At 42.4% G+C, this 19,788-nt stretch carries 18 protein-coding genes and 1 tRNA gene; 11 read left to right on the top strand and 8 right to left on the bottom strand.

The window, feature by feature from the left end:
- Nucleotides 1-3 precede the first annotated feature (3 nt).
- From HB679_RS02845 to HB679_RS02835, 3 genes are read left to right on the top strand one after another with little or no spacing between them, the layout of a single operon-like run.
- Entirely contained in the window at nt 4-789 is a 786-nt protein-coding gene (locus tag HB679_RS02845; RefSeq protein WP_214070420.1) for an SAM-dependent chlorinase/fluorinase, read from the top strand.
- Nucleotides 786-1,313: a hypothetical protein gene (locus tag HB679_RS02840; RefSeq protein ID WP_214070419.1), complete on the top strand. Its 528-nt coding sequence runs from the start codon at nt 786-788 to the stop codon at nt 1,311-1,313. Before HB679_RS02845 ends, HB679_RS02840 begins: the two co-directional genes overlap by 4 nt.
- Nucleotides 1,313-2,704, top strand: a complete 1,392-nt coding sequence (locus tag HB679_RS02835; RefSeq protein ID WP_214070418.1) for an MBL fold metallo-hydrolase — start codon at nt 1,313-1,315, stop codon at nt 2,702-2,704. Before HB679_RS02840 ends, HB679_RS02835 begins: the two co-directional genes overlap by 1 nt.
- A gap of 434 nt (nt 2,705-3,138) precedes the next feature.
- On the opposite strand, the gene HB679_RS02830 is transcribed toward HB679_RS02835, so the two are convergent.
- The 7 genes from HB679_RS02830 to rpsO all read right to left on the bottom strand — a co-directional run bounded on the left by HB679_RS02830 (nt 3,139) and on the right by rpsO (nt 11,990).
- Nucleotides 3,139-4,092, bottom strand: coding sequence for a D-2-hydroxyacid dehydrogenase (locus HB679_RS02830; RefSeq protein WP_214070417.1), 954 nt, complete (start codon nt 4,090-4,092; stop codon nt 3,139-3,141).
- Nucleotides 4,093-4,173: 81 nt separating this feature from the next.
- Nucleotides 4,174-5,241, bottom strand: coding sequence for a 3-phosphoserine/phosphohydroxythreonine transaminase (gene serC, locus HB679_RS02825; RefSeq protein WP_214070416.1), 1,068 nt, complete (start codon nt 5,239-5,241; stop codon nt 4,174-4,176).
- Nucleotides 5,242-5,444: 203 nt separating this feature from the next.
- Nucleotides 5,445-6,101 (bottom strand): ribulose-phosphate 3-epimerase, encoded by a 657-nt coding sequence (gene rpe, locus HB679_RS02820; protein WP_214070415.1) that lies wholly within the window; start codon nt 6,099-6,101, stop codon nt 5,445-5,447.
- Between the two features lie 223 nt (nt 6,102-6,324).
- The gene (locus tag HB679_RS02815) at nt 6,325-8,748 is read right to left on the bottom strand and encodes an ABC transporter permease (RefSeq protein ID WP_214070414.1); all 2,424 of its coding nucleotides are present in this window, start codon (nt 8,746-8,748) and stop codon (nt 6,325-6,327) included.
- 196 nt (nt 8,749-8,944) lie between these two features.
- Nucleotides 8,945-9,220, bottom strand: coding sequence for a hypothetical protein (locus HB679_RS02810; protein ID WP_214070413.1), 276 nt, complete (start codon nt 9,218-9,220; stop codon nt 8,945-8,947).
- Between the two features lie 231 nt (nt 9,221-9,451).
- Nucleotides 9,452-11,578: a polyribonucleotide nucleotidyltransferase gene (locus tag HB679_RS02805; protein ID WP_214070412.1), complete on the bottom strand. Its 2,127-nt coding sequence runs from the start codon at nt 11,576-11,578 to the stop codon at nt 9,452-9,454.
- A 133-nt stretch (nt 11,579-11,711) separates the two neighbouring features.
- On the bottom strand, nt 11,712-11,990 hold the full coding sequence (gene rpsO / locus HB679_RS02800) for a 30S ribosomal protein S15 (protein ID WP_214070411.1): 279 nt from the start codon (nt 11,988-11,990) through the stop codon (nt 11,712-11,714).
- Between the two features lie 244 nt (nt 11,991-12,234).
- On the opposite strand from rpsO, the gene HB679_RS02795 reads away from it, so the two are divergent.
- Nucleotides 12,235-12,669: an acyl-CoA thioesterase gene (locus HB679_RS02795; protein WP_214070410.1), complete on the top strand. Its 435-nt coding sequence runs from the start codon at nt 12,235-12,237 to the stop codon at nt 12,667-12,669.
- A 153-nt stretch (nt 12,670-12,822) separates the two neighbouring features.
- On the opposite strand, the gene HB679_RS02790 is transcribed toward HB679_RS02795, so the two are convergent.
- Nucleotides 12,823-13,800 carry a D-alanine--D-alanine ligase gene (locus HB679_RS02790; protein WP_214070409.1) on the bottom strand — a complete coding sequence of 326 codons (978 nt, stop codon included), beginning with the start codon at nt 13,798-13,800 and terminating at the stop codon, nt 12,823-12,825.
- Nucleotides 13,801-14,102: 302 nt separating this feature from the next.
- On the opposite strand from HB679_RS02790, the gene HB679_RS02785 reads away from it, so the two are divergent.
- From HB679_RS02785 to HB679_RS02755, 7 genes are all read left to right on the top strand, one after another.
- Entirely contained in the window at nt 14,103-14,873 is a 771-nt protein-coding gene (locus tag HB679_RS02785) for a PASTA domain-containing protein (RefSeq protein WP_214070408.1), read from the top strand.
- Nucleotides 14,873-15,175, top strand: a complete 303-nt coding sequence (locus tag HB679_RS02780) for a rhodanese-like domain-containing protein (protein WP_214070407.1) — start codon at nt 14,873-14,875, stop codon at nt 15,173-15,175. The genes HB679_RS02785 and HB679_RS02780 overlap by 1 nt, the downstream gene beginning before the upstream one ends.
- Nucleotides 15,176-15,191: 16 nt before the next feature.
- Complete coding sequence (gene mltG, locus HB679_RS02775) at nt 15,192-16,247, top strand: endolytic transglycosylase MltG (RefSeq protein ID WP_214070406.1); 1,056 nt, start codon at nt 15,192-15,194, stop codon at nt 16,245-16,247.
- Nucleotides 16,247-16,654, top strand: a complete 408-nt coding sequence (locus HB679_RS02770; protein ID WP_214070405.1) for a thioesterase family protein — start codon at nt 16,247-16,249, stop codon at nt 16,652-16,654. Before mltG ends, HB679_RS02770 begins: the two co-directional genes overlap by 1 nt.
- A gap of 12 nt (nt 16,655-16,666) precedes the next feature.
- Complete coding sequence (locus tag HB679_RS02765; RefSeq protein WP_214070404.1) at nt 16,667-17,650, top strand: YihY/virulence factor BrkB family protein; 984 nt, start codon at nt 16,667-16,669, stop codon at nt 17,648-17,650.
- 95 nt (nt 17,651-17,745) lie between these two features.
- A tRNA-Ser gene (locus tag HB679_RS02760) sits at nt 17,746-17,830 on the top strand.
- 262 nt (nt 17,831-18,092) lie between these two features.
- Nucleotides 18,093-19,547 (top strand): serine hydrolase, encoded by a 1,455-nt coding sequence (locus tag HB679_RS02755; protein ID WP_214070403.1) that lies wholly within the window; start codon nt 18,093-18,095, stop codon nt 19,545-19,547.
- The last annotated feature ends 241 nt before the right edge of the window (nt 19,548-19,788 follow it).

Below are 19,788 nucleotides of genomic sequence, written 5' to 3'. Positions count from 1 at the left end.
TTAATGGCAATAATAACTTTAACTACTGATTTGGGCGATAAAGACATTTATCAGGCTGCCCTTAAAGGAAGCATATTAAAGCTATTGCCCACTGTTAATATTGTCGATATTACTAACAATGTTTCTGCATACAATGTACAACAAGCGGCCTTCATTTTAAAAAATAGTTTTCACTATTTTCCAAATGGCACGGTACACTTAATTGGCATTGACACCGTTTACAGCGCCGACACCAAATATCTGGCCCTGCGCTATAAAAATCACTATTTTGTGGGTTCAGACAATGGCATTTTTTCGTTGATGTTTGTACAGGAACCGGATGAAATTGTGGAGATAAATATCAGGCAGGATCTTAATTTTTTACACTTTCCGCTGGCAGATATTTTTGTAAAGGCCGCCTGCCATTTAGCCAAGGGCGGTAAACTAATAGAGATTGGCTTGCCATTAAGTGGTATCGAACAAAAAATGAACCTGCAACCGGTGGTTGAGAAAAGTTTGATCAAGGGTGCCGTAATTTATATAGACTCTTTTCAAAATGTTATTACTAATATTACCAAAGAGTTTTTTAGTAAAGTGCAGCAGGGCCGGCAGTTTACGTTGTATTTTAAACGTAATGAAACCATCAACCACCTGAGCTGGCATTACAGCGAGGTGCCTGAAGGCGAAAAGCTTTGCTTATTTGGTATTAGCGACCATTTAGAGATCGCCATAAATAAAGGCAACGCCAGCGGCTTGCTGGGGCTTAATTTAGGCGACAGCGTTATTATTGACTTTGACTATCATTCATGAAAAAACTAATATCGTTTTGTTTACTGTGCTTTGTGTCTGTGAGCGTATTTGCCCAGGCAAATGCCGATTCGGTAGCTTATCAACGCCAGCGCACTAAGATCAATACCATGTTGGCCGTGCGCGGTACAAAGTTTGGCCAATACGATAAAAGCCTGAGCGAACACACCGGCATCTTTGGCCTGCAAACCAAGAAGGACATTCGCCGCAGCAATGATATCCTGATGGATATTGTTAAAACCGATAATGACATTTACCGCGAACTAAAAATATTACTGGAGTATCGCACTTTTCAGCAAAGCCAGGTTCAGGACCATTCTAAAGAAACTGAGCAAACCGCTACCGAATCTATGTATACCATTTCCAGGTTACAAGATCAGTTAGTGAAGGTTAAAAAGGAAAACGAAGCAAACGCCACACTGCTTGACAAAGAATCACTCAACTTTAAGATCATTGTTTTTATACTGGTGATTATCATCCTGTTCCTGCTGAGAAACCAGATACGCCGTAAGGAGAACAAGTCTTAATGAAATTAACTATACACGGTGCTGCCCGCCAAGTTACGGGTAGTATGCATTTGCTTGAAATTGGCCAATATAAGATATTAATAGACTGTGGTCTGGATTACGAGAAGGACCGCAGCATCCAATCAAACGAAGACTTTCCATTTGACCCGGCTGCTATTGATGTAGTGGTGCTTACGCATGCGCACATTGACCATTCAGGTAATATACCAACCTTGGTGCGCCTGGGCTTTGCGGGCCAGATCCTCTGCACCCCACCTACCGCCGACTTAACTGAACTGCTACTCCTTGACTCTGTCAACATATTCATGAGCAAAGCGGCTAAAAGCCACAAGCATGGCAAAGGCAAGTTTGGCACAAACGTGCAGCCGCTTTACCTGCAAAAGCATGTAATGGACGCTATGGACCGCTTTGTGACCATAGGCTTTAATAAGCCCTTCCGTATTACAGGTGATGTGGAGCTGACCTTTGTGCCTGTAGGTCACCTGCTGGGCGCTGCTGCTGCAGTATTTAAGATCAATGATGGCGGGGTTGAGAAAACCATGGCCTTTACGGGCGATATTGGTCGCAAGAACTACCCGGTTTTAGACGATCCCCAGGCCTTGCCACCTGTCGACTTCCTGGTTACGGAGTCTACTTATGGCGGCCGTGTGCATACCGCGGATAAATCGGTTGAGGAGACATTGGTTGATGTGATTGACAAGTGCTGCGTGAAAGAACAAGGACGCCTCATCATCCCGGCATTTAGTATTGGGCGTACGCAATCACTGGTTTACTCGTTAAACAAGATCTTTAGCAGTGGCTTACTGCCGCCGGTGAAAGTGTTTGTTGACAGCCCGATGGCTGCACGGGCTACCACCATCTTCCGCAAGTATCATAACCTGGTTAACAAGGAGGCGCAAGACTTCTACCAGTCGCAAGGCGATGAGTTTGAGTTTGATAACCTTACCTATGTAGAGAACCTGCATGACAGCCGCCAGGTTTCTAACTATTACGAGCCTTGTATCATCATCTCTTCGGCAGGTATGCTGGAGGGTGGCCGTATCCAGGATCACCTGTTTTACAATATTCAGAACTTCTACTGTACTATCCTATTCATAGGCTATTGCGCTAAAGGCACCCTTGGACACCGCCTGCTGCGCGGCGACTCCATAGTCCACATTAAGGACCGCGACCTGGCCGTGTATGCAACCATTAAGCAAACCGACGTACTGAGTGCTCATGGCGACCATGATGACCTGATGAACAACGTCAGAACCCAGGATAAGGCCCGGTTAAAGAACATCTTTCTGGTGCATGGCGAGGATAGCAGTATGCAGGCCTTGGCCGATGGTTTGAGTGCTGAGGGCTATACGGTGACCATACCTGAGAAGGGTTTGAGCTATACGTTGTAGTTCGTTCAAACCCTCATTTAACTAACCACCACGTCATTACGAGCGTAGCGTGGCAATCTCTACGCGCCAGGGAACTGCTTCGCCGGAGATCGCCACACTCGTACCTCGTTCGCGATGACGTGGCGGGGGCTGTTTTGTTTCACGTGCGTATACAACAAATGAAACAAGTGAAACACTATTCTAATTCAACTAATTGATATAAAGTTGTTTATAAAAAACAAGTGAAACAAAATGAAACAGTAAAAAATACTTATAAGTCATTTTTTGTTTCACATATAAACGTTTGTCATTGCGAGCGTAGCGTGGCAATCGCACGCGTTTAAGCTTTTCTACTTGCGATTGCCACGCTACGCTCGCAATGACAAATGAGACAGTTTAAAACACAAAAAAGGCGCTTAAAAGCGCCTTTTTTCAATTATTGTGAGTTGACAATTTTATTTTTTAAAATGACCAATAATTAAACTGGCCAATTCTACACCAATACGCTCCTGGGCCTCGTTGGTTGCGGCACCAATGTGCGGCGTTAACGAAATTTTTGGATGCGATAAGATTTCCTGACGCGGAGTAGGTTCATTATCAAACACGTCTAGTGCCGCGTAAGCTACCTGGCCGCTGTTCAAGGCATCAACCAAAGCCAGTTCGTCAATTAAACCACCGCGAGAAGCGTTGATCAATTGTACGCCTTTTTTGGTTTGTGCAAGCTCTTCTGCGCCAATCAGGGCTTTGTCTACAAATGGGGTATGCAGGGTAATAAAATCAGCAGTTTTAATGATCTCGTCGAGCGTAGTTTTTTTAACGGTAACATTAACTTTTGTACCACCGCTGCCTAATACTATTTCAACCTCCGGGTTAAAATCAAACAAATCATAGGCCAAAACATCCATACCAACGCCGATAGCAATTTTGGCTACCTCGCGACCGATACGGCCAAAACCTACAATACCCAGTGTTTTACCACGCAGCTCAATACCTTTAGCATAAGCTTTTTTCAGGTCGTTAAATTTGGTACCGCCATCAACCGGCATTTTGCGGTTACTGTCATGCAGAAAACGTACTCCGGTAAATAGCTGGGCAAACACCAATTCGGCTACTGATAGTGATGAAGAAGCCGGCGTGTTATAAACACCAATGCCTTTTCCTTTAGCGTAGTCAACGTCGATATTATCAACACCAACACCACCGCGGCCAATCAGCTTTAAATTAGGGCAGGCGTCAATTAAAGCAGCACGTACTTTAGTAGCACTGCGTACAGTAATGGCATCGTAGTTCTGTAATTTAACAGGCAATTCATCCTGCGGAATATTGTTAGTATCAACCTCAAAACCGGCATCCTCTAACATTTTTTTTCCAATGGGGTCTATCCCATCGTTAGCTAATATTCTGATCATTTTATTTGTCATTAGTCATTAAGTCATTGGTCATTGGGCTCTGTCACAAATGACTATTGACCAATGACCAATAAACTAACTCTATTTATTATTTTCCTGAAATTCTTGCATCGCGTCAATCAGGACGTGGACGCTGGTTATTGGCAATGCGTTGTAAATTGATGCGCGGAAACCGCCAACACTTCTATGGCCCTTGATGCCAACTATGCCTTTTTCGTCGCATAGTTTCAGGAATGGCTTTTCGTGCTCGGGGTTTTCCATCACGAAGCAAACGTTCATGTCTGAGCGGTCTTCGACAGCGCAAACCGGTTTGAATAATGGGTTACGGTCAATCTCGGTATATAAGGCTTTTGATTTTGCTTTGTTCTCTACCGCAATGGCTTCAACACCACCTTTTGATTTTAACCAGTTCAGTGTTAACATTGAAACGTAGATGGCAAATACCGGTGGCGTATTGTACATTGAGCCGCCTTCAATTTGCGTCTGGTAGTTCAGCATCGATGGGATCTTACGGGCAACTTTACCCAGGATCTCGTCTTTAACAATCACCAACGTAGTACCTGCAGGACCCATATTTTTTTGAGCGCCGGCGTAAATCAAACCAAAATCGGCTACGTTAATTTTGCGGCTAAAGATATCTGAAGACATATCGCAGATCATAGGGATCGGCGATTTAGGGAACTCATGCAGCTGTGTACCGTAAATGGTATTATTTGAGGTTATGTGGAAATAAGCAGCATCCGTTGGGATGGTGTAATCCTTTGGTATATAAGTAAAGTTGCTTTCTTTTGATGTCGCAATAACATCTACCTCACCAAAATATTTAGCTTCTTTTAAAGCTTTATTGGCCCACACACCCGATTCAAGGTACGCAGCTTTTCCGGTTGATGGTAGCAAGTTATAAGGCACCATGGCAAACTGTGTGCTTGCGCCGCCTTGTAAAAATAATACCGAATAACCTTCCGGAACTTCTAACAATTCTTTCACTAACTTAACAGCTTCGTCCAGCACGGCTTCAAATTCGGTCGAGCGGTGCGAAATCTCCAACAGAGATAATCCGATTCCATTAAGGTCAACAACTGCCTGTGCAGCTTGCTTTAAAACTTCATGAGGTAAGATGCCAGGTCCGGCACCAAAATTATGTTTCATATGTTTTGAAATTGGTTTTTACGCCACACGAATTAAGAACTTCGTATTTTGTTGCGGCAAAGGTAATTAATTTGACAAAGTTTATAGGTTTTATTTGCATTTATCCTAAAAAATGCAAATATTTTATAATTAAGGGCTTTAAAGCGCTGTGGTTAAAAGAATTAAAATTGGCATAGTGGCGTTATTACAATTGTAATAAACTTTTAAGCGTGTTTTAACATCGATATCATTTCGGAAGGACTGCTTGCGGCAAATACTGAACTACCTGCAACCAGCACATTTGCACCGGCAGCGTAAAGTTTACCGGCATTGTTTTTATCTACCCCGCCGTCAACCTCAATCAGCGCTTTTGAGTTACGCCTTTCAATCAGGTTTTTTGCTTCCGCGACTTTCTTATAAGTGTTCTCAATAAAATGCTGACCGCCAAAACCGGGGTTTACAGACATCACCAAAACTACGTCCAGGTCAATCACAATATCCTCTAATAACGACACCGGGCTATGCGGATTAATGGCCACCCCTGCCCTGCAGCCCAGTTCTTTAATAACCTGTACCGTGCGGTGTAAATTTGGGCAAGCCTCTAACTGCACCGTTAAACCGGCCGCGCCCGCTTCTGCAAATCGTTTAAGATAACGGTCGGGTTCAACAATCATTAAATGCACGTCGAGCGGCTTGGTAGCGTGCTTTTTAGCCACCTCGGCCACCGGGAAACCAAATGATATGTTAGGCACAAACACACCGTCCATAATATCCACATGTATCCAGTCGGCCTCGCTGTTATTCAGCATTTCGATATCGCGTTGCAGATTACCAAAATCGGCAGATAAAATTGATGGGGATACTAGATGGTCATTAGTCATTGGTCATTGGGTCATTAGTTAAGGCAAATATAATTTAATAGTTCATTAGTTCATGGGGAGGCTTTATCAAAAAGAAAATGTCATTTCGACCATAGGGAGAAATCCTATACGAGCGATATGCGTGGCGTTTAAGATTTCTCCCTATGGTCGAAATGACAGCTTTTTAAATACTAATGAGGTAGAAATACTAATGACTAATGAACCATTGAACTAATGAACCACCCTACTCATTTTTCAAACTCCTCACCGGGTTCATTAATGCGGCTTTAATGGCACGGAAACTTACCGTGGTTATAGTGATAATTACCGCCAACAAAGCTGCCGCGGCAAATACCCACCAGCTAATAGTGGTGCGGTAAGCAAATCCCTGCAGCCAGTGACTCATAACATACCAGGCAATTGGGAAAGCCACCAGCGCTGCTATACCTACCAGCTTCAGAAAATCATTAGACAACAGGCTCACAATATTGGTTACGCTGGCGCCCAAAACTTTACGGATACCGATTTCTTTGGTGCGTTGCTCGGCCGCATAAGTAACCAGGCCGAATAAGCCCAGGCAGGCTATAAATATGGCGAAGAATGCAAAACACATAAAGATCTTACCCGTGTTTTGTTCAGACTGGTAGATGTTGTTAAAATCATCGTCAAGGAAAGAATATTCAAAAGGCTGGCCGGCCATGTTCGCGTCGGCATTGTGGTAAAGCGTTTGTATTTTAGCTATTAACGACGGCAGATTTTTGGTGTCGACTTTAAATTTAAATGCACCACGCTGTTCGCCCAAATGCATGATTAAGGGCTCAATTTTATTGCGCATCGAACCAAAATTAAAGTCTTTCACCACACCAATAATATTAAAGACGGTATGATGCTCGGCACTCCCCCGGTAAAGACTTTTACTGAGCAAATTTTTCATGCCTAACATTTTCGCAGCTGCTTCATTGACTATTACCGCTGTTGAATCTGTCAAATTATCTTTTGAAAAATTGCGTCCTTCAAGCATTTTCATATCCAGTGTCGGGATGTAATCTTCGTCTATGTACCATGAAGCGATACTCAGCGATTGCCCCGGGCTGTTGGCTGCGTCCTTGCTGTAAACTTCGGTATCGTCGCTTTGTGAGGCAGGCGAATACCCGGACATGGTGCCACTCCTAACCCCGGCCAATTTCAACACATCCTGTTTGAAAGACTTTGCGTGCAGGTAAAGCGGCGATGTGTTGTGTATAACCAATATCTGGTCGCGATTGTAGCCCAGGTCTTTATTACGGATATAATTAAGCTGACTGTGAATAATCAGCGTGCTTACAATAAGCACTATTACCGTGGTAAATTGAAAAACCACCAGGCTATTGCGCAACCAGCTACCTTTAAAGCCCGAAGACAGTTTGCCTTTCAGCACATCAACAGGCTTAAATGCCGACATGAAAAACGCGGGGTACAAGCCGGCCAAAAAGCCTACCAGCAATGTAATACCCATTAACGCAGGGATGATCCAAACAGCGGCTAAAAGGTTAAGCGTAATTTCTTTACCAGATAACCGGTTAAAATAAGGCAACAGCAAAAAGGCAAAGCCAAGCGCAATAAACATGGCAATAAAACAAGTAAGCGTAGATTCTGATAAAAACTGGTAAACCAACGTTGATTTACTAGAACCCAATACTTTACGCACTCCCACTTCCCTGGCGCGGCCGGCAGAGCGGGCCGTGGACAGGTTCATGAAATTAACACAGGCTATCAGCAAGATAAATACTGCTATTACAATAAAAATATAAACGTATTGCATGTTACCCCCCGGCTCGATCTCGCTCGACAGCGTTGATTGCAGGTGGATATTTGCGATCGGCGTGGGTACAAATCTAAAATGATCGCCCTTACGTTCCATGTCGGCTATGCTGGTGTGCAGCCAGTGAATTAATTGAGGATCTGCATATTTTTTGGTGGCTTGCCTTAAAAAGCCCTCTAAATCTTTGCTGGTGACGCTTGGCCTTACCATAATGTAAGTTAAAAAGTTCTCGCCGGTCCATTCGGGGCCGTAGCTTTCTTTTAAACCAACCATCGACCTGATGATGTTAAAATGAACATGCGATTGCCTGGGCGTATTTTTGATAACGCCGGTTATTTTAAAATCGGTCGTGTTATTGAGATGCAGGGTTTTGCCAATTACATTAAGCGTGTTAAAATATTTCATGGCAGCATCCTGGGATACTACTGCTGTGTTAGGTTCTGCTAACGCTGTATTGGGGTCGCCTGCGATGAACGGTAAGGTAAAAACTTGAAAAACATTAGCATCGGCATAAAAATCATGCTCTTCGATCAATGTTTCGCTGCCTTTTCTAACCAGGCTCTTGCCATTGGGCCTTAAGCGCGTTGTTGTCTCAATTTGCGGATAGTCTTTCTTCATCTCGCCCGCCATAGATGCCGGCGAATTGATGTCTTTGAAGGTGCTACCATTCACCTGGAAATCTGAGCTTATCCGGTAAATGCGGTCTGCGTTCAGATTATACCTATCGTAACTCAACTCATCAATCACAAAAAGTGTTATGAGTAAGCAAACAGCCAAACCTATTGATAGCCCTAAAATATTAATGGCCGAGAATCCCTTATTTTTCCAAAGATTTCTGAAAGCGATTTTAAAGTAGTTCTTGAACATGCGGCTGCGATTTGGTCAACAAAAATCGGCGAAGATAATGCCATACAAATAAAGTATTGATTTGCAGAACATTAAGGCATACTCATTAAAGATAAATCGTTCGTTTTCGATACAGTAGCCGTTCAACACCGAACATCAGAGCTATTAGTTTTCTTTAAATATAGCCAGGAAAACTGATGAACCATTGAACATTTAATCAATCACAATTCAATAAAAGGTCGTAGTATTTTCTCATGAGTATGATGTCGTAATTTACTAATGAGGTGTAGGCTTCGGTTACCAGTTCGGTAAGTATAGACGAGCCAAGTTGACCGCCTCCATTTGGGATAGAGTCGTAATAAGCAATAAGTTCTTTCACCCTTATAATTTCGTACAATAGCTGCTGAACCAGGTCGGTGTGGGGGCCACCGGGTTTACCTGAATTATTGCCGCTATTGAGAAAATCTAAGGGATCGTTAGAAATAGAATTCATCGTCAAAATTCAGATCTGCCTTTAGCTTTTATCAATCAACTTCAAAACTATAAAGTTGTATACACAAATTTTGTTTTAAATATTTTTAAATAATTAAAACAAAATCAGTGTTAAATAGTAAAAGCCTTATTTCTAAGGCTTTTACCCCTCCCAACCCTCCCCAAAGGAGAGGGCTATAAGAGGCTTGTATTTTAAGTCTCTCCGCCAACCGGCGGAAGATTTAGAGGGGTGTTAGCTGTTAACTTCCGGCTTAGGCAATAAAGCTTTACGAGAAAGTTTTAATTTACCTTGCTTGTCAACTTCCAGCAATTTAACACGCACTTCGTCGCCTACGTTAAAGATACCGTCCATGGTTTCGAAACGTTTGTGGTCAATTTCTGAAATGTGTAATAAACCGTCTTTACCAGGCATGATCTCAACAAATGCACCAAAAGGCATAATTGATTTCACTTTACCTTCGTAAATCTCGCCTACTTCTGGTTTAGAAGCAATGTTTTTGATACGGGTAACCGCTTTATCAATAGCTTCTTTATTATCGGCAAAGATTTGTACGATACCCTGGTTGCCAACTTCCTCGATAGAGATAGTAGCACCGGTTTCGCGTTGCATTTCTTGAATGATCTTGCCACCGGGACCGATAACCGCACCAATAAACTCTTTGTCGATTTTGATGGTGATGATACGCGGAGCGTGTGGTTTGTAATCTTCGCGGGCCTCTGTAATGGTTTTAGCCATTTCGCCAAGGATATGTAAACGGCCCTCTTTAGCCTGATTTAACGCGTTGGTTAATACTTCGTACGACAGACCGTTAATTTTCAGGTCCATTTGTACTGCAACGATACCGTTTTTAGTACCTGTTACTTTAAAGTCCATATCGCCCAGGTGATCTTCGTCGCCAAGGATGTCAGAAAGGATAGCGTATTTGGTACCCATTTCGTTAGTGATCAATCCCATTGCGATACCAGATACCGGGTTAGTGATTTTAACACCGGCATCCATCAAAGCCAATGTACCGGCACAAACCGTAGCCATTGATGATGAACCGTTTGATTCTAAGATATCAGAAACGATACGGATAGTGTATGGATTTGCGTCATCAGCAGGTAATACGCGTTTTAATGAACGCATAGCCAGGTTACCGTGACCAATTTCACGACGGCCTGCACCTCTGTTAGGACGAACCTCGCCGGTTGAGAAACCTGGGAAGTTATAATGCAATAAGAATTTTTGGTATCCGTTGATGAATGCACCATCAATCATTTGCTCATCGTCTTTAGCACCTAAAGTAACGGTAGTTAATGATTGAGTTTCGCCACGTGTAAATACAGCCGAACCGTGAGCAGCAGGTAAATAACCTACTTCGCTCCATATCGGGCGGATTTGCGTAGTAGTACGGCCGTCTAAACGTTTACCTTCGTCTAATACCAGGTTACGGATAGCGTCATACTCAACATCATGGTAATATTTTTTAGCTAAGAATTTGGTGATATCATCAATCTCGCCTAAAGTTGCTATGTACTCGTCACGCACTGCTTTAAATTTAGCACCACGTTCGTCTTTACCAGAAGCCTCGCCTGCAATAGCGTAAACTTTATCATAAGTAGCAGCGTAGATAGCTTTTTCAAGCTCGTCATTGCTGTGCTCATGGCTGTAAACACGTTTCTCGGTTTTACCAACTTCGATAGTTAATTGTTTTTGTATAAAGCACTGTACTTTAATAGCTTCGTGCGCAAATTTAATTGCTTCAACCAATTCAGCTTCTTGTATTTCAGCACTTTCGCCTTCCACCATGTTGATGTCATGCTCGCTACCTGCAACAATAAACTCTAAAGTTGCTGTTTGCAATTGCGTTAAAGTTGGGTTGATAACTAATTTACCATCAACTTTAGCTACGCGAACTTCTGATATTGGGCCATTGAAAGGGATATCAGAAACAGATAAAGCGGCAGATGCTGCCAAACCTGCTAAACAATCAGGCATGATATCTTTATCAGCTGATATTAAGGTAATCATTACCTGAGTATCTGCGTGATAATCTTCAGGGAACATTGGGCGCAATGCACGGTCAACCAAACGAGAGATCAAAACCTCATAGTCTGATAAACGAGCCTCGCGGCGTAAAAACCCACCGGGGATACGACCGGTAGCAGCGTATTTTTCTTGATAGTCTACAGAAAGTGGTAAAAAATCTACCCCTTCTTTAGCTTCTTTAGACGATACTACAGTAGCCAATAACATGGTATCACCCATTTTAATTACTACAGAGCCATCAGCTTGTTTGGCCAGTTTTCCAGTTTCGATCTCAATGGTGCGGCCGTCACCTAAATCGATTACTTTTTTAATTACGTTTAAACTCATTTTGTTTGTGTTGTGATATGCTTTTCATCTTTTAGAGCACATCGGTTTTTTTATGTGTGTAATTTTTGTTTCGTAAAGAAAAAAAGCCATCCGCCTGGATGGCGGACGGCTTTTTATAAAAAATAAGTTTTAGTTACTTAATGATATCTCTCAGCGCTAATGCTTTGATGATGGCACGGTATCTTCCAATATCTTTTTTGTAAAGGTAAGCCAGCAATCCGCGGCGTTTACCTACTAGTTTTTGCAGTGACAATTGGGTTGAAAAATCATGTTTGTTTTTTTTCAAATGCCCTGTTAAATGTGCGATACGGTAAGTGAACAATGCTACCTGACCTTCGGTTGTTCCGGTGTCGGCTGCGTTTTTACCGTGTTTTGCGAAGATTTCTTGTTTTTCTTCTGTACTTAAATACATTACGTAAATAATATTAAAGCGTTACTAATTTTTGTTAATTGTGGGGCAAAGGTAGGCAAACTGTTATATATATACAAGTGTTGTTTTGATTATTAATGCATTAGTACAATTGGCCGATGTCACTAATGGCGTTCCCTTCGGGCCGGTCCGCCTTAAGGCGGATCATACGCCACAAGGCCTTAAGCGCGGGCCGGTATCCGCTTCAATCCCTAACGCAAAATTACTATGTTTGCTATATAGATTTATGACTGCAACCACCCAATACGCCACCTTCGAAACCGAATACCGCGTTCGCCCGGACGATATAGATATGTATCGGCACGTGCACAATAGCAAATATTTTGACTACGTATTGGCTGCCCGTTACGACCAGATGGAGCGCTGCTACGGTATGTCGATGGAGAAATTCCTGGCCGATGGATACGGCTGGCTGGTGCGCAGCGTGTTTGTAGATTATAAACGCCCGCTCATATTAGGCGATTACTTCGTAGTAACTACAGGTATCGAAAGTATCGACGACAAGATCTGCCGTGTAAAATTCAACATCAAAAACAAGGTTACCAATAAAATTTGCTGCGATGGCTGGTTTGATTTTGTAATGATTACCCTGGCCGATGGTAAAGCGTCTAAAATCTCTGAGGAGGTGATTGAACACTATACATCGTTCAAGAAAGCCTAACACTCGTTCTCGTTTTCTTGCTCTTTAAATCCATTTGTCATTGCGAGCGAAGCGTGGCAATCGCGAACATCGCATTCTTGCGATTGCCACGCTTCGCTCGCAATGACAATTTGTTATATTGGTGGCATGCTTTGAAGGCTTGTGTAGCTATCTTTACAAACCACCCTCAATTAACTCCCCATAAAACTCACCCAAATCCATACCCGCTGCCCTCACCTGCTGTGGTATTAAGCTGGCGGATGATTGGCCCGGCGTGGTATTGATCTCAATAAAATAAAACTCCTGCGTATCGTCCAGTAAAATAAAGTCTACCCGTGCCATGCCGCGGCAATTTAAGCGCAGGTATACCTCGGTAATGATCTCAGCAATCTGCGCATCTTTAGCCTGGCTCAAATCGGCCGGTGTTATCTCTTCCGATGCACCAGCGGTATACTTAGCCTCGTAATCAAAAAATTCTGTTTTGCTGATAATCTCCGTTGCCGGTAATACAACTACTTTGCCATTTAACCGGGCTATGCCCCTGCTAAATTCGCGGCCCTTAATAAACTCCTCGATCAAAATCTCACTGTCTTCATGAAAAGCTTTATCGATAGCAGCAGGCAACTCTCCTACTGTATGCACTTTGCTCATGCCTACACTGCTGCCGCCATTATTAGGCTTAATAAATAATGGGAATTTTAAGGCTGATGCGATAGTGCCTATATCATGTCCGTCCTTTTTAAACAGGCGGATAGATTTGGCGGTATTCAACCCGTGGATACCATGAACGATAGTTTTGGTATAAGCCTTATTCATAGTAATGGCCGATGTAGTAACATCGCAGGTATTATATGGTACGCCTATAATATCCAGATAGCCCTGCATTTTACCGTCCTCGCCGGGGGTGCCGTGTATAGTGATGAAGGCAAAATCAAACTTGATCTTTTGGCCGTCTAAGGTCAGGCTGAAATCGTTTTTATCTACGTCAAAACGTTCGCTGCCGCGCTCGTAAAACCAGCGGTCGCGGTTGATCAGAATGATATAAACGTTATACTTTGTCTTATCTAAATTATTGGCAATATTGCCGGCGCTGTTTAAAGATACCTCGTACTCGCCGGTAAAGCCGCCCGCCAAAAGTGCTATGTTTTTCATCGTCATACGGCCAAAGATAAATATTTTTTTTAGGCCGTATTCCTAACCCTATTTATTTATCAGTAACCAATTACAACCCCATCGGGGTTAAACGCCGGTAGAAATATTTGGCCCAAAAATGGCGTGCCGTTAGGTACGCTACTTGTGCAGCACCTACGGAGCTGACAGATATGACGCTATAATTAATTCTACCAACGTTTTGCTCCTATGGAGCATTTAATACATTAGTATTTCAAACTTATAAATGCGAAATTATCCTTATGTTTGATGCATAATTAAGTATAATATCACCAAACCCACCAATGAGTAAATTTGGTTCTTATTTAAAAACTACCTCTTTCCGCAACACGCTTTTAATGGCCATTGGCGCTGTTATAGCCGTTGTTTTGATTGCCTTTTTCAGCCTTAGCTTTTACACTAATCATGGCTCGGGCATACCGGTACCCAAATTAAAAGGCATGCCTATTGACAAGGCTATCGATATTTTAAAAGATCAGGGCTTTGATTATCAGGTTGATTCTGTGTATGTGGGCGATGCTCCTCCGGGTACCGTGGTAGAGCAAGACCCTGACCCGGGTACCAACGTAAAAGAAAATAGAAAGATCTACCTTACCATGGTTACGCTGAAGGCGCCGCCGGTGGCTTTGCCTGATATTGACCAGATGCCTTATATACAGGCGGTGGCCACGCTATCAAATGCAGGCCTTAAAGTTGGCGATACCAGTTACCGTGCAGATATAGCGCTAAATGTAGTATTAGAAACCAAAATGGGTGGACAAGCCATCAAAACCGGCCAGCGTATTCCAAAAGGTTCGCGCATTGACCTGGTATTGGGCGATGGCGTAGGCGCCAGCGAGGTGGATGTACCCGATTTGACTAACCAGGATCTGGATGCCGTGCGTTTTGTATTAAAGAATGCCAACCTGGGCATAGGTACCATTACCTACCAGGGTGTTATTACCGACTCGAGCAATGTGGTAGTGGTAAGCCAGTTCCCTATGAAGACTGATTCTGTCAGCAAGGTCAGCATCGGCACAAAAATCAACCTGACTGTTGAGCAGGCAAAAAAATAATGCAAGAAATTAGTGCACAAAGCTTTAACAACAAATTACAAAGCGGCCAGCCGCTTAATTTGTTGGATGTGCGCGAAGAAATTGAATATCATACCTACAACATAGGCGGCAAAAACATCCCGCTATCTAAACTGATTGAAAAACTTAGCCTGGTGCATCCTAACAAAACCGACGAGATTATTGTTATATGCAAAGCCGGTTTGCGCAGCCAGACAGCGCAAACAATTTTAACACGAAACGGCTTTACCAACGTAACAAACTTAACTGGCGGGCTGTTAGCGCTGCAACGACTACAGGCGTAATAATTTTTATAATATCATGGCTAAAAAACAAGCATCATCAGGCGGTACTTTCAAAAAATTCATCATCGCCCTGGTAATTTTGGTAATACTTGGTTTAGGCGGCACATTGGTATTTTATTACCTGCGCTACTTTGGCCCACAAGTAACAGGTAACGAAGAATATCTTTACATACGCACCGGCTCAAATTTCGACGACGTTTATAAAACCATCAGAGATAAAAACATAGTTCAGGACACCGCTACTTTTGCCTGGGCTGCCCATCAAATGAAATATGCTGAGCATGTAAAACCCGGCCGTTACCGCTTGCACGAAGGCATGAGTAATCGCAAGTTTATCCGGATGTTGCAACTGGGTGAACAGGACCCGGTTGACCTGTCGTTCCACGTATTCAGAACTAAAGAGCAATTTGCCGGCTTTGTGAGTAAAAAATTAGAAGCCGATTCATTGACCCTGCTACGCTATATTGACTCTGCCGATTTTGTAAAACAATTTGGCTTTGATACCGACAATGCATTTGTAATGGTGATGCCCGATTCGTACAAAATAAACTGGGACATATCGCCGGAAAAGTTCTACAAACGCATGTATAAGCATTACGAAGCCTTTTGGACAGACGAGCACAAGAAACAAGCAGCGGATATTAACCTGACCGTACCGCAGGTATCTATTTTAGCCTCTATAGTTGATGCAGAAGCAGTTTATGATGATGAGATGCCAACCATAGCCGGTTTGTACCTTAACAGGCTGCGGAAGGGCATGAAACTGGAGTCTGACCCTACCATTATCTTCGCGATGAATGATTTTACTATCCACCGCGTGTTAAACAAATATTTGACAGTTAACTCGCCTTACAATACCTACATGCACACCGGCCTGCCTCCGGGCCCGGTTATGTTGCCATCGGTAGCGGCGGTTAAGGCGGTGTTGAACTATCAAAAGAATGATTACCTGTATATGGTTGCAAAAGAGGATTTCTCTAATCGCCATAATTTTGCTACCAACGTCGCGCAGCATAATATCAATGCCGCTAAGTTCCGCAAGGCACTCACCGAGCGTAAGATCATGAAATAATGTTCGAGCATTCAACAAAAATACGTGTCCGTTACGGCGAAACCGACCAGATGGGCTATATGTACTACGGCAACTATGCCGAGTTTTACGAGGTTGGCCGCGTAGAAATGCTGCGTAGTTTAGGCCTTACTTATAGTGGCATGGAAGAATCAGGCATAATGATGCCGGTACTAGAGATGAAATGCAAGTACCTAAAGCCAGCCCGTTACGACGAAGAGATCACCGTCAACGTTATCATGGATAAAATGCCGGGGGTGAAAATCCATTTCAGGTACGAGTTATTCAATGAGAAGGACGAGCTTATTAACCAGGGCGAGACGTTACTGGTATTTGTTAATATGACCACCAATCGCCCTTGCCTCCCGTCCACTGAGTTTTTGGAGAAATTAAAACCATTTTTTGAGTAAATTACAGCACTGATGAGATGGGTGCACCGCTTACTTTTACGGATTAAGCTTTACCGTACATTTATAAAATGGACCAAGTCTATTGTATTACCCGGTTTTGGTAACCTGTCGGTATATGCAGTTACGATTTCGCTGCTCAACGAAATTTTAGAAGATTCGTTGCTTAACAAAGCATCGGCGTTAGCCTATAACTTTTTACTCGCGCTTTTTCCCGGTACGCTGTTTTTATTTACGCTGATAGCTTACATCCCCGGCGATAAGTTCCAGGAAAAGCTACTGGAGCTGATTCATACGGTATTGCCTACCTACGCCTACCTGGCATTCCAGGCAACCATTGTAGACATTGTTAAGCATAGAAATGCCGGCTTATTATCTTTAGGCTTCCTGACGGCCTTATACTTCGCTACCAATGGTGTAAGCAACCTGATGCGGGCCTTCAACAACTCGTCGTTAATATTAGAAAAACGTACCTGGTTAAAAAGGCGCTTTATAGCCATGGTGCTTACCATAGTTATTACCATTGCGCTAATTATAGCTATAGCCATCATGATTGCCGGCGAGAGCGTAATTGGGTATCTACAGGTGCATATAGCCAGTAAAAGTCATTTTTGGATCTATGTATTGATACTGTCGCGGTGGCTCATCATCGTCAGTATATTTTTTGTGACGATATCTTTGCTGTATAAATACGGGCCATCGCACAAGTTAAAGTGGCCATTCTTAAGCCCGGGTTCAATATTGGCTACCGGATTAGCAATCCTTACCTCGGCCGGGTTTACTTTTTACATTAATCATTTTGCATCATACAATAAGGTCTATGGCTCCATCGGTACTGTCATCGTAGTGATGTTATGGCTGTTCCTAAACTCTGCAATTTTGCTCATCGGCTTTGAATTAAATGCCAGCATTGACCTTTCTAAGCGGAATATCAAGGTGGTAAAAAAGCGTATTAACAGCTTTAAGACCGAAAAATTCATCGAACAGAAAAATAATTAAGTTCATTTTCAACCACTTAACAGCATTTTAACACAATGTTAAAAAAAGTGAAATTCCGATTTGCCAATTCGGGCCGGATTTGTACTTTTGTCCCCGGAGAGCTGGCAGAGTGGTCGATTGCGGCAGTCTTGAAAACTGTTGACTGTAACAGGTCCTGGGGTTCGAATCCCTAGCTCTCCGCAAATTTTGATAACAAAACACAACAAAAGCCTGCAAATCAAATGATTGCAGGCTTTTGTTTTTAGGAAAAAATCCTACTAAACCTTATGTTTAATTCGGTTTCGGTAACTTAACCGAAAAAGTAAATGTATATACCGATTTTTTATTATGGTTGACCGACTTGTTATTGTCTGCATTTTAAAAGCAACATACTTTTAAATGTCATTTGCAACAAACAAATGGATTTCAAAAATAATTTTGCATACCAATTAACCTTTAACCAATGAAGAACATTAAAGCACAATTACATTCAAATCTTAAAAACAGCAATTTATCTTTCGCTACCACATTTTTTTGTATGTTTTTGATTTTACCGGTTCTTACAAATGCGCAAAAAGTAACCTATCAACAGCTGAAAACGTATGAAGGGCTTTATCAGTCTGTAAATAATACCACATTAAAAATCGCAGCTTCGCCAAAAGATACCAATCTTTACGCAATTATCAATCTGTCAAGGTATAAATTGAGACCGCAGGGAAATAATGTTTTCCTGAATAGCACTAACCAGCCGGTAACGTTTTTAAAAGATCAAAACGGAAAGATTAAAGGCTATACCATCGACAGGGATACTTTTAAACTCCTTAGCCAAAATGTTAGTTTTCCGGTAAAAATGTGGTCTCCGAGGATGGTCGATAACCCGGATAAATTCGTTTACCGTTATCAGCAACCGGCACAACTTAATGATGCCCTACAAACTGGCACGCTGAAGGGAACGGGCCTAAATCCTCAATTACTTGCTGATATGATGCATTATATTGTTGCAGGTAAATACCCGGATGTACACAGCATTTTGATCATCAAAAATAAGAAGCTGGTGTTTGAGGAATATTTTTACGAATACACCCGAGATTCGCTACAGGAAATGCGATCCGCTTCCAAAAGCGTCATATCAGCGCTAACGGGAATTGCCATTCAACAGGGTTTGATCAAAAGCGTTAACGAAAAATTACAAGACCTTTTACCTTCGTATCATTTTGCCAACCCGTCACCTTTGAAAGATGCTATCAATCTTCAGGATTTACTTGATAATCAAAGCGGTGTCAACTATGATGAGGCATGGCCTAAATCTATGGGAAACGAAACAGATATGGGTATTTCAAAAGATTGGGTAAAATATACTTTTGATCTTCCGATGATTGATACGCCCGGTAAAATTGGCCGATACAATTCGGGAAACTCTATAACTGCGGGATGGATAATTCAACAATATGCACAAATGCCAATACATGATTTTGCAGCAAAAAATTTGTTCGGACCCTTAGGCATAACGAATTTCAAATGGGATTTCAGACCAGACCCTTCCAACGCTGCTAATTTTTGCCAGGTCATCCTGAGTCCAAGAGATATGGCAAAATTCGGCTTATTGTATCTGAATAAAGGTTTATGGAATGGTAAACAGGTTATACCAACAGCATGGGTAGCTGAATCGACAGCAAAACATTCAGTTGTGCAAGGTGTCGATTATGGTTATTTATGGTGGTTAAAATATCTGGATGCGGATGGCATAAGGTACTACGGTTTTGCAGCACAGGGAAATGGTGGACAGAAGATATATGTATTCCGTGATCTGGACCTTGTAGTAGTGACCACTGGCGGTAATTATAACACACAGTCGCCTGCAGACGAATTAATCAGGAAGTACATATTACCATCGTTTAATAAAAACGGCGGTAAGTAACATTTGAAAATTTAAATTCAAAGTATAGCATTAATCAGTAGTGCAATCAGGAAGATTTGTATCTGTTACAGGCTTACTGAAAAGTCCGATCATTCCGGCTTTTTCATTTAATGCTATTTTACTTAAATATCTTTTGTTTCAATCCTGTTTTCGAGAATATTCTTCACTATTTCCAAAATCCCCTCAAGGTGTTCTAATAGGTTCCCATTCACCCCGCAAACACAAATGCCACCCACTATAG

It is taken from the genome of Mucilaginibacter sp. dw_454, assembly GCF_018449775.1.
Lineage (GTDB): Bacteria > Bacteroidota > Bacteroidia > Sphingobacteriales > Sphingobacteriaceae > Mucilaginibacter.
The sequence above is the reverse complement of the archived record's forward strand: the minus strand, read 5'-3'. Positions and strand labels throughout refer to the sequence as shown.

What these genes read in the sequence shown, in the direction of transcription:
- HB679_RS02835 (WP_214070418.1), top strand. Translation starts at nt 1,313, where the DNA reads ATGAAATTAACTATACACGGTGCTGCCCGCCAAGTTACGGGTAGTATG.
- HB679_RS02795 (WP_214070410.1), top strand. Translation starts at nt 12,235, where the DNA reads ATGACTGCAACCACCCAATACGCCACCTTCGAAACCGAATACCGCGTT.
- HB679_RS02790 (WP_214070409.1), bottom strand. Translation starts at nt 13,800, where the DNA reads ATGAAAAACATAGCACTTTTGGCGGGCGGCTTTACCGGCGAGTACGAG.
- HB679_RS02770 (WP_214070405.1), top strand. Translation starts at nt 16,247, where the DNA reads ATGTTCGAGCATTCAACAAAAATACGTGTCCGTTACGGCGAAACCGAC.
- HB679_RS02815 (WP_214070414.1), bottom strand. Translation starts at nt 8,748, where the DNA reads ATGTTCAAGAACTACTTTAAAATCGCTTTCAGAAATCTTTGGAAAAAT.
- mltG (WP_214070406.1), top strand. Translation starts at nt 15,192, where the DNA reads ATGGCTAAAAAACAAGCATCATCAGGCGGTACTTTCAAAAAATTCATC.
- HB679_RS02805 (WP_214070412.1), bottom strand. Translation starts at nt 11,578, where the DNA reads ATGAGTTTAAACGTAATTAAAAAAGTAATCGATTTAGGTGACGGCCGC.
- HB679_RS02755 (WP_214070403.1), top strand. Translation starts at nt 18,093, where the DNA reads ATGAAGAACATTAAAGCACAATTACATTCAAATCTTAAAAACAGCAAT.
- rpsO (WP_214070411.1), bottom strand. Translation starts at nt 11,990, where the DNA reads ATGTATTTAAGTACAGAAGAAAAACAAGAAATCTTCGCAAAACACGGT.
- HB679_RS02830 (WP_214070417.1), bottom strand. Translation starts at nt 4,092, where the DNA reads ATGATCAGAATATTAGCTAACGATGGGATAGACCCCATTGGAAAAAAA.
- HB679_RS02785 (WP_214070408.1), top strand. Translation starts at nt 14,103, where the DNA reads ATGAGTAAATTTGGTTCTTATTTAAAAACTACCTCTTTCCGCAACACG.
- HB679_RS02765 (WP_214070404.1), top strand. Translation starts at nt 16,667, where the DNA reads ATGAGATGGGTGCACCGCTTACTTTTACGGATTAAGCTTTACCGTACA.
- HB679_RS02845 (WP_214070420.1), top strand. Translation starts at nt 4, where the DNA reads ATGGCAATAATAACTTTAACTACTGATTTGGGCGATAAAGACATTTAT.
- serC (WP_214070416.1), bottom strand. Translation starts at nt 5,241, where the DNA reads ATGAAACATAATTTTGGTGCCGGACCTGGCATCTTACCTCATGAAGTT.
- HB679_RS02810 (WP_214070413.1), bottom strand. Translation starts at nt 9,220, where the DNA reads ATGAATTCTATTTCTAACGATCCCTTAGATTTTCTCAATAGCGGCAAT.
- HB679_RS02780 (WP_214070407.1), top strand. Translation starts at nt 14,873, where the DNA reads ATGCAAGAAATTAGTGCACAAAGCTTTAACAACAAATTACAAAGCGGC.
- rpe (WP_214070415.1), bottom strand. Translation starts at nt 6,101, where the DNA reads ATGACTAATGACCATCTAGTATCCCCATCAATTTTATCTGCCGATTTT.
- HB679_RS02840 (WP_214070419.1), top strand. Translation starts at nt 786, where the DNA reads ATGAAAAAACTAATATCGTTTTGTTTACTGTGCTTTGTGTCTGTGAGC.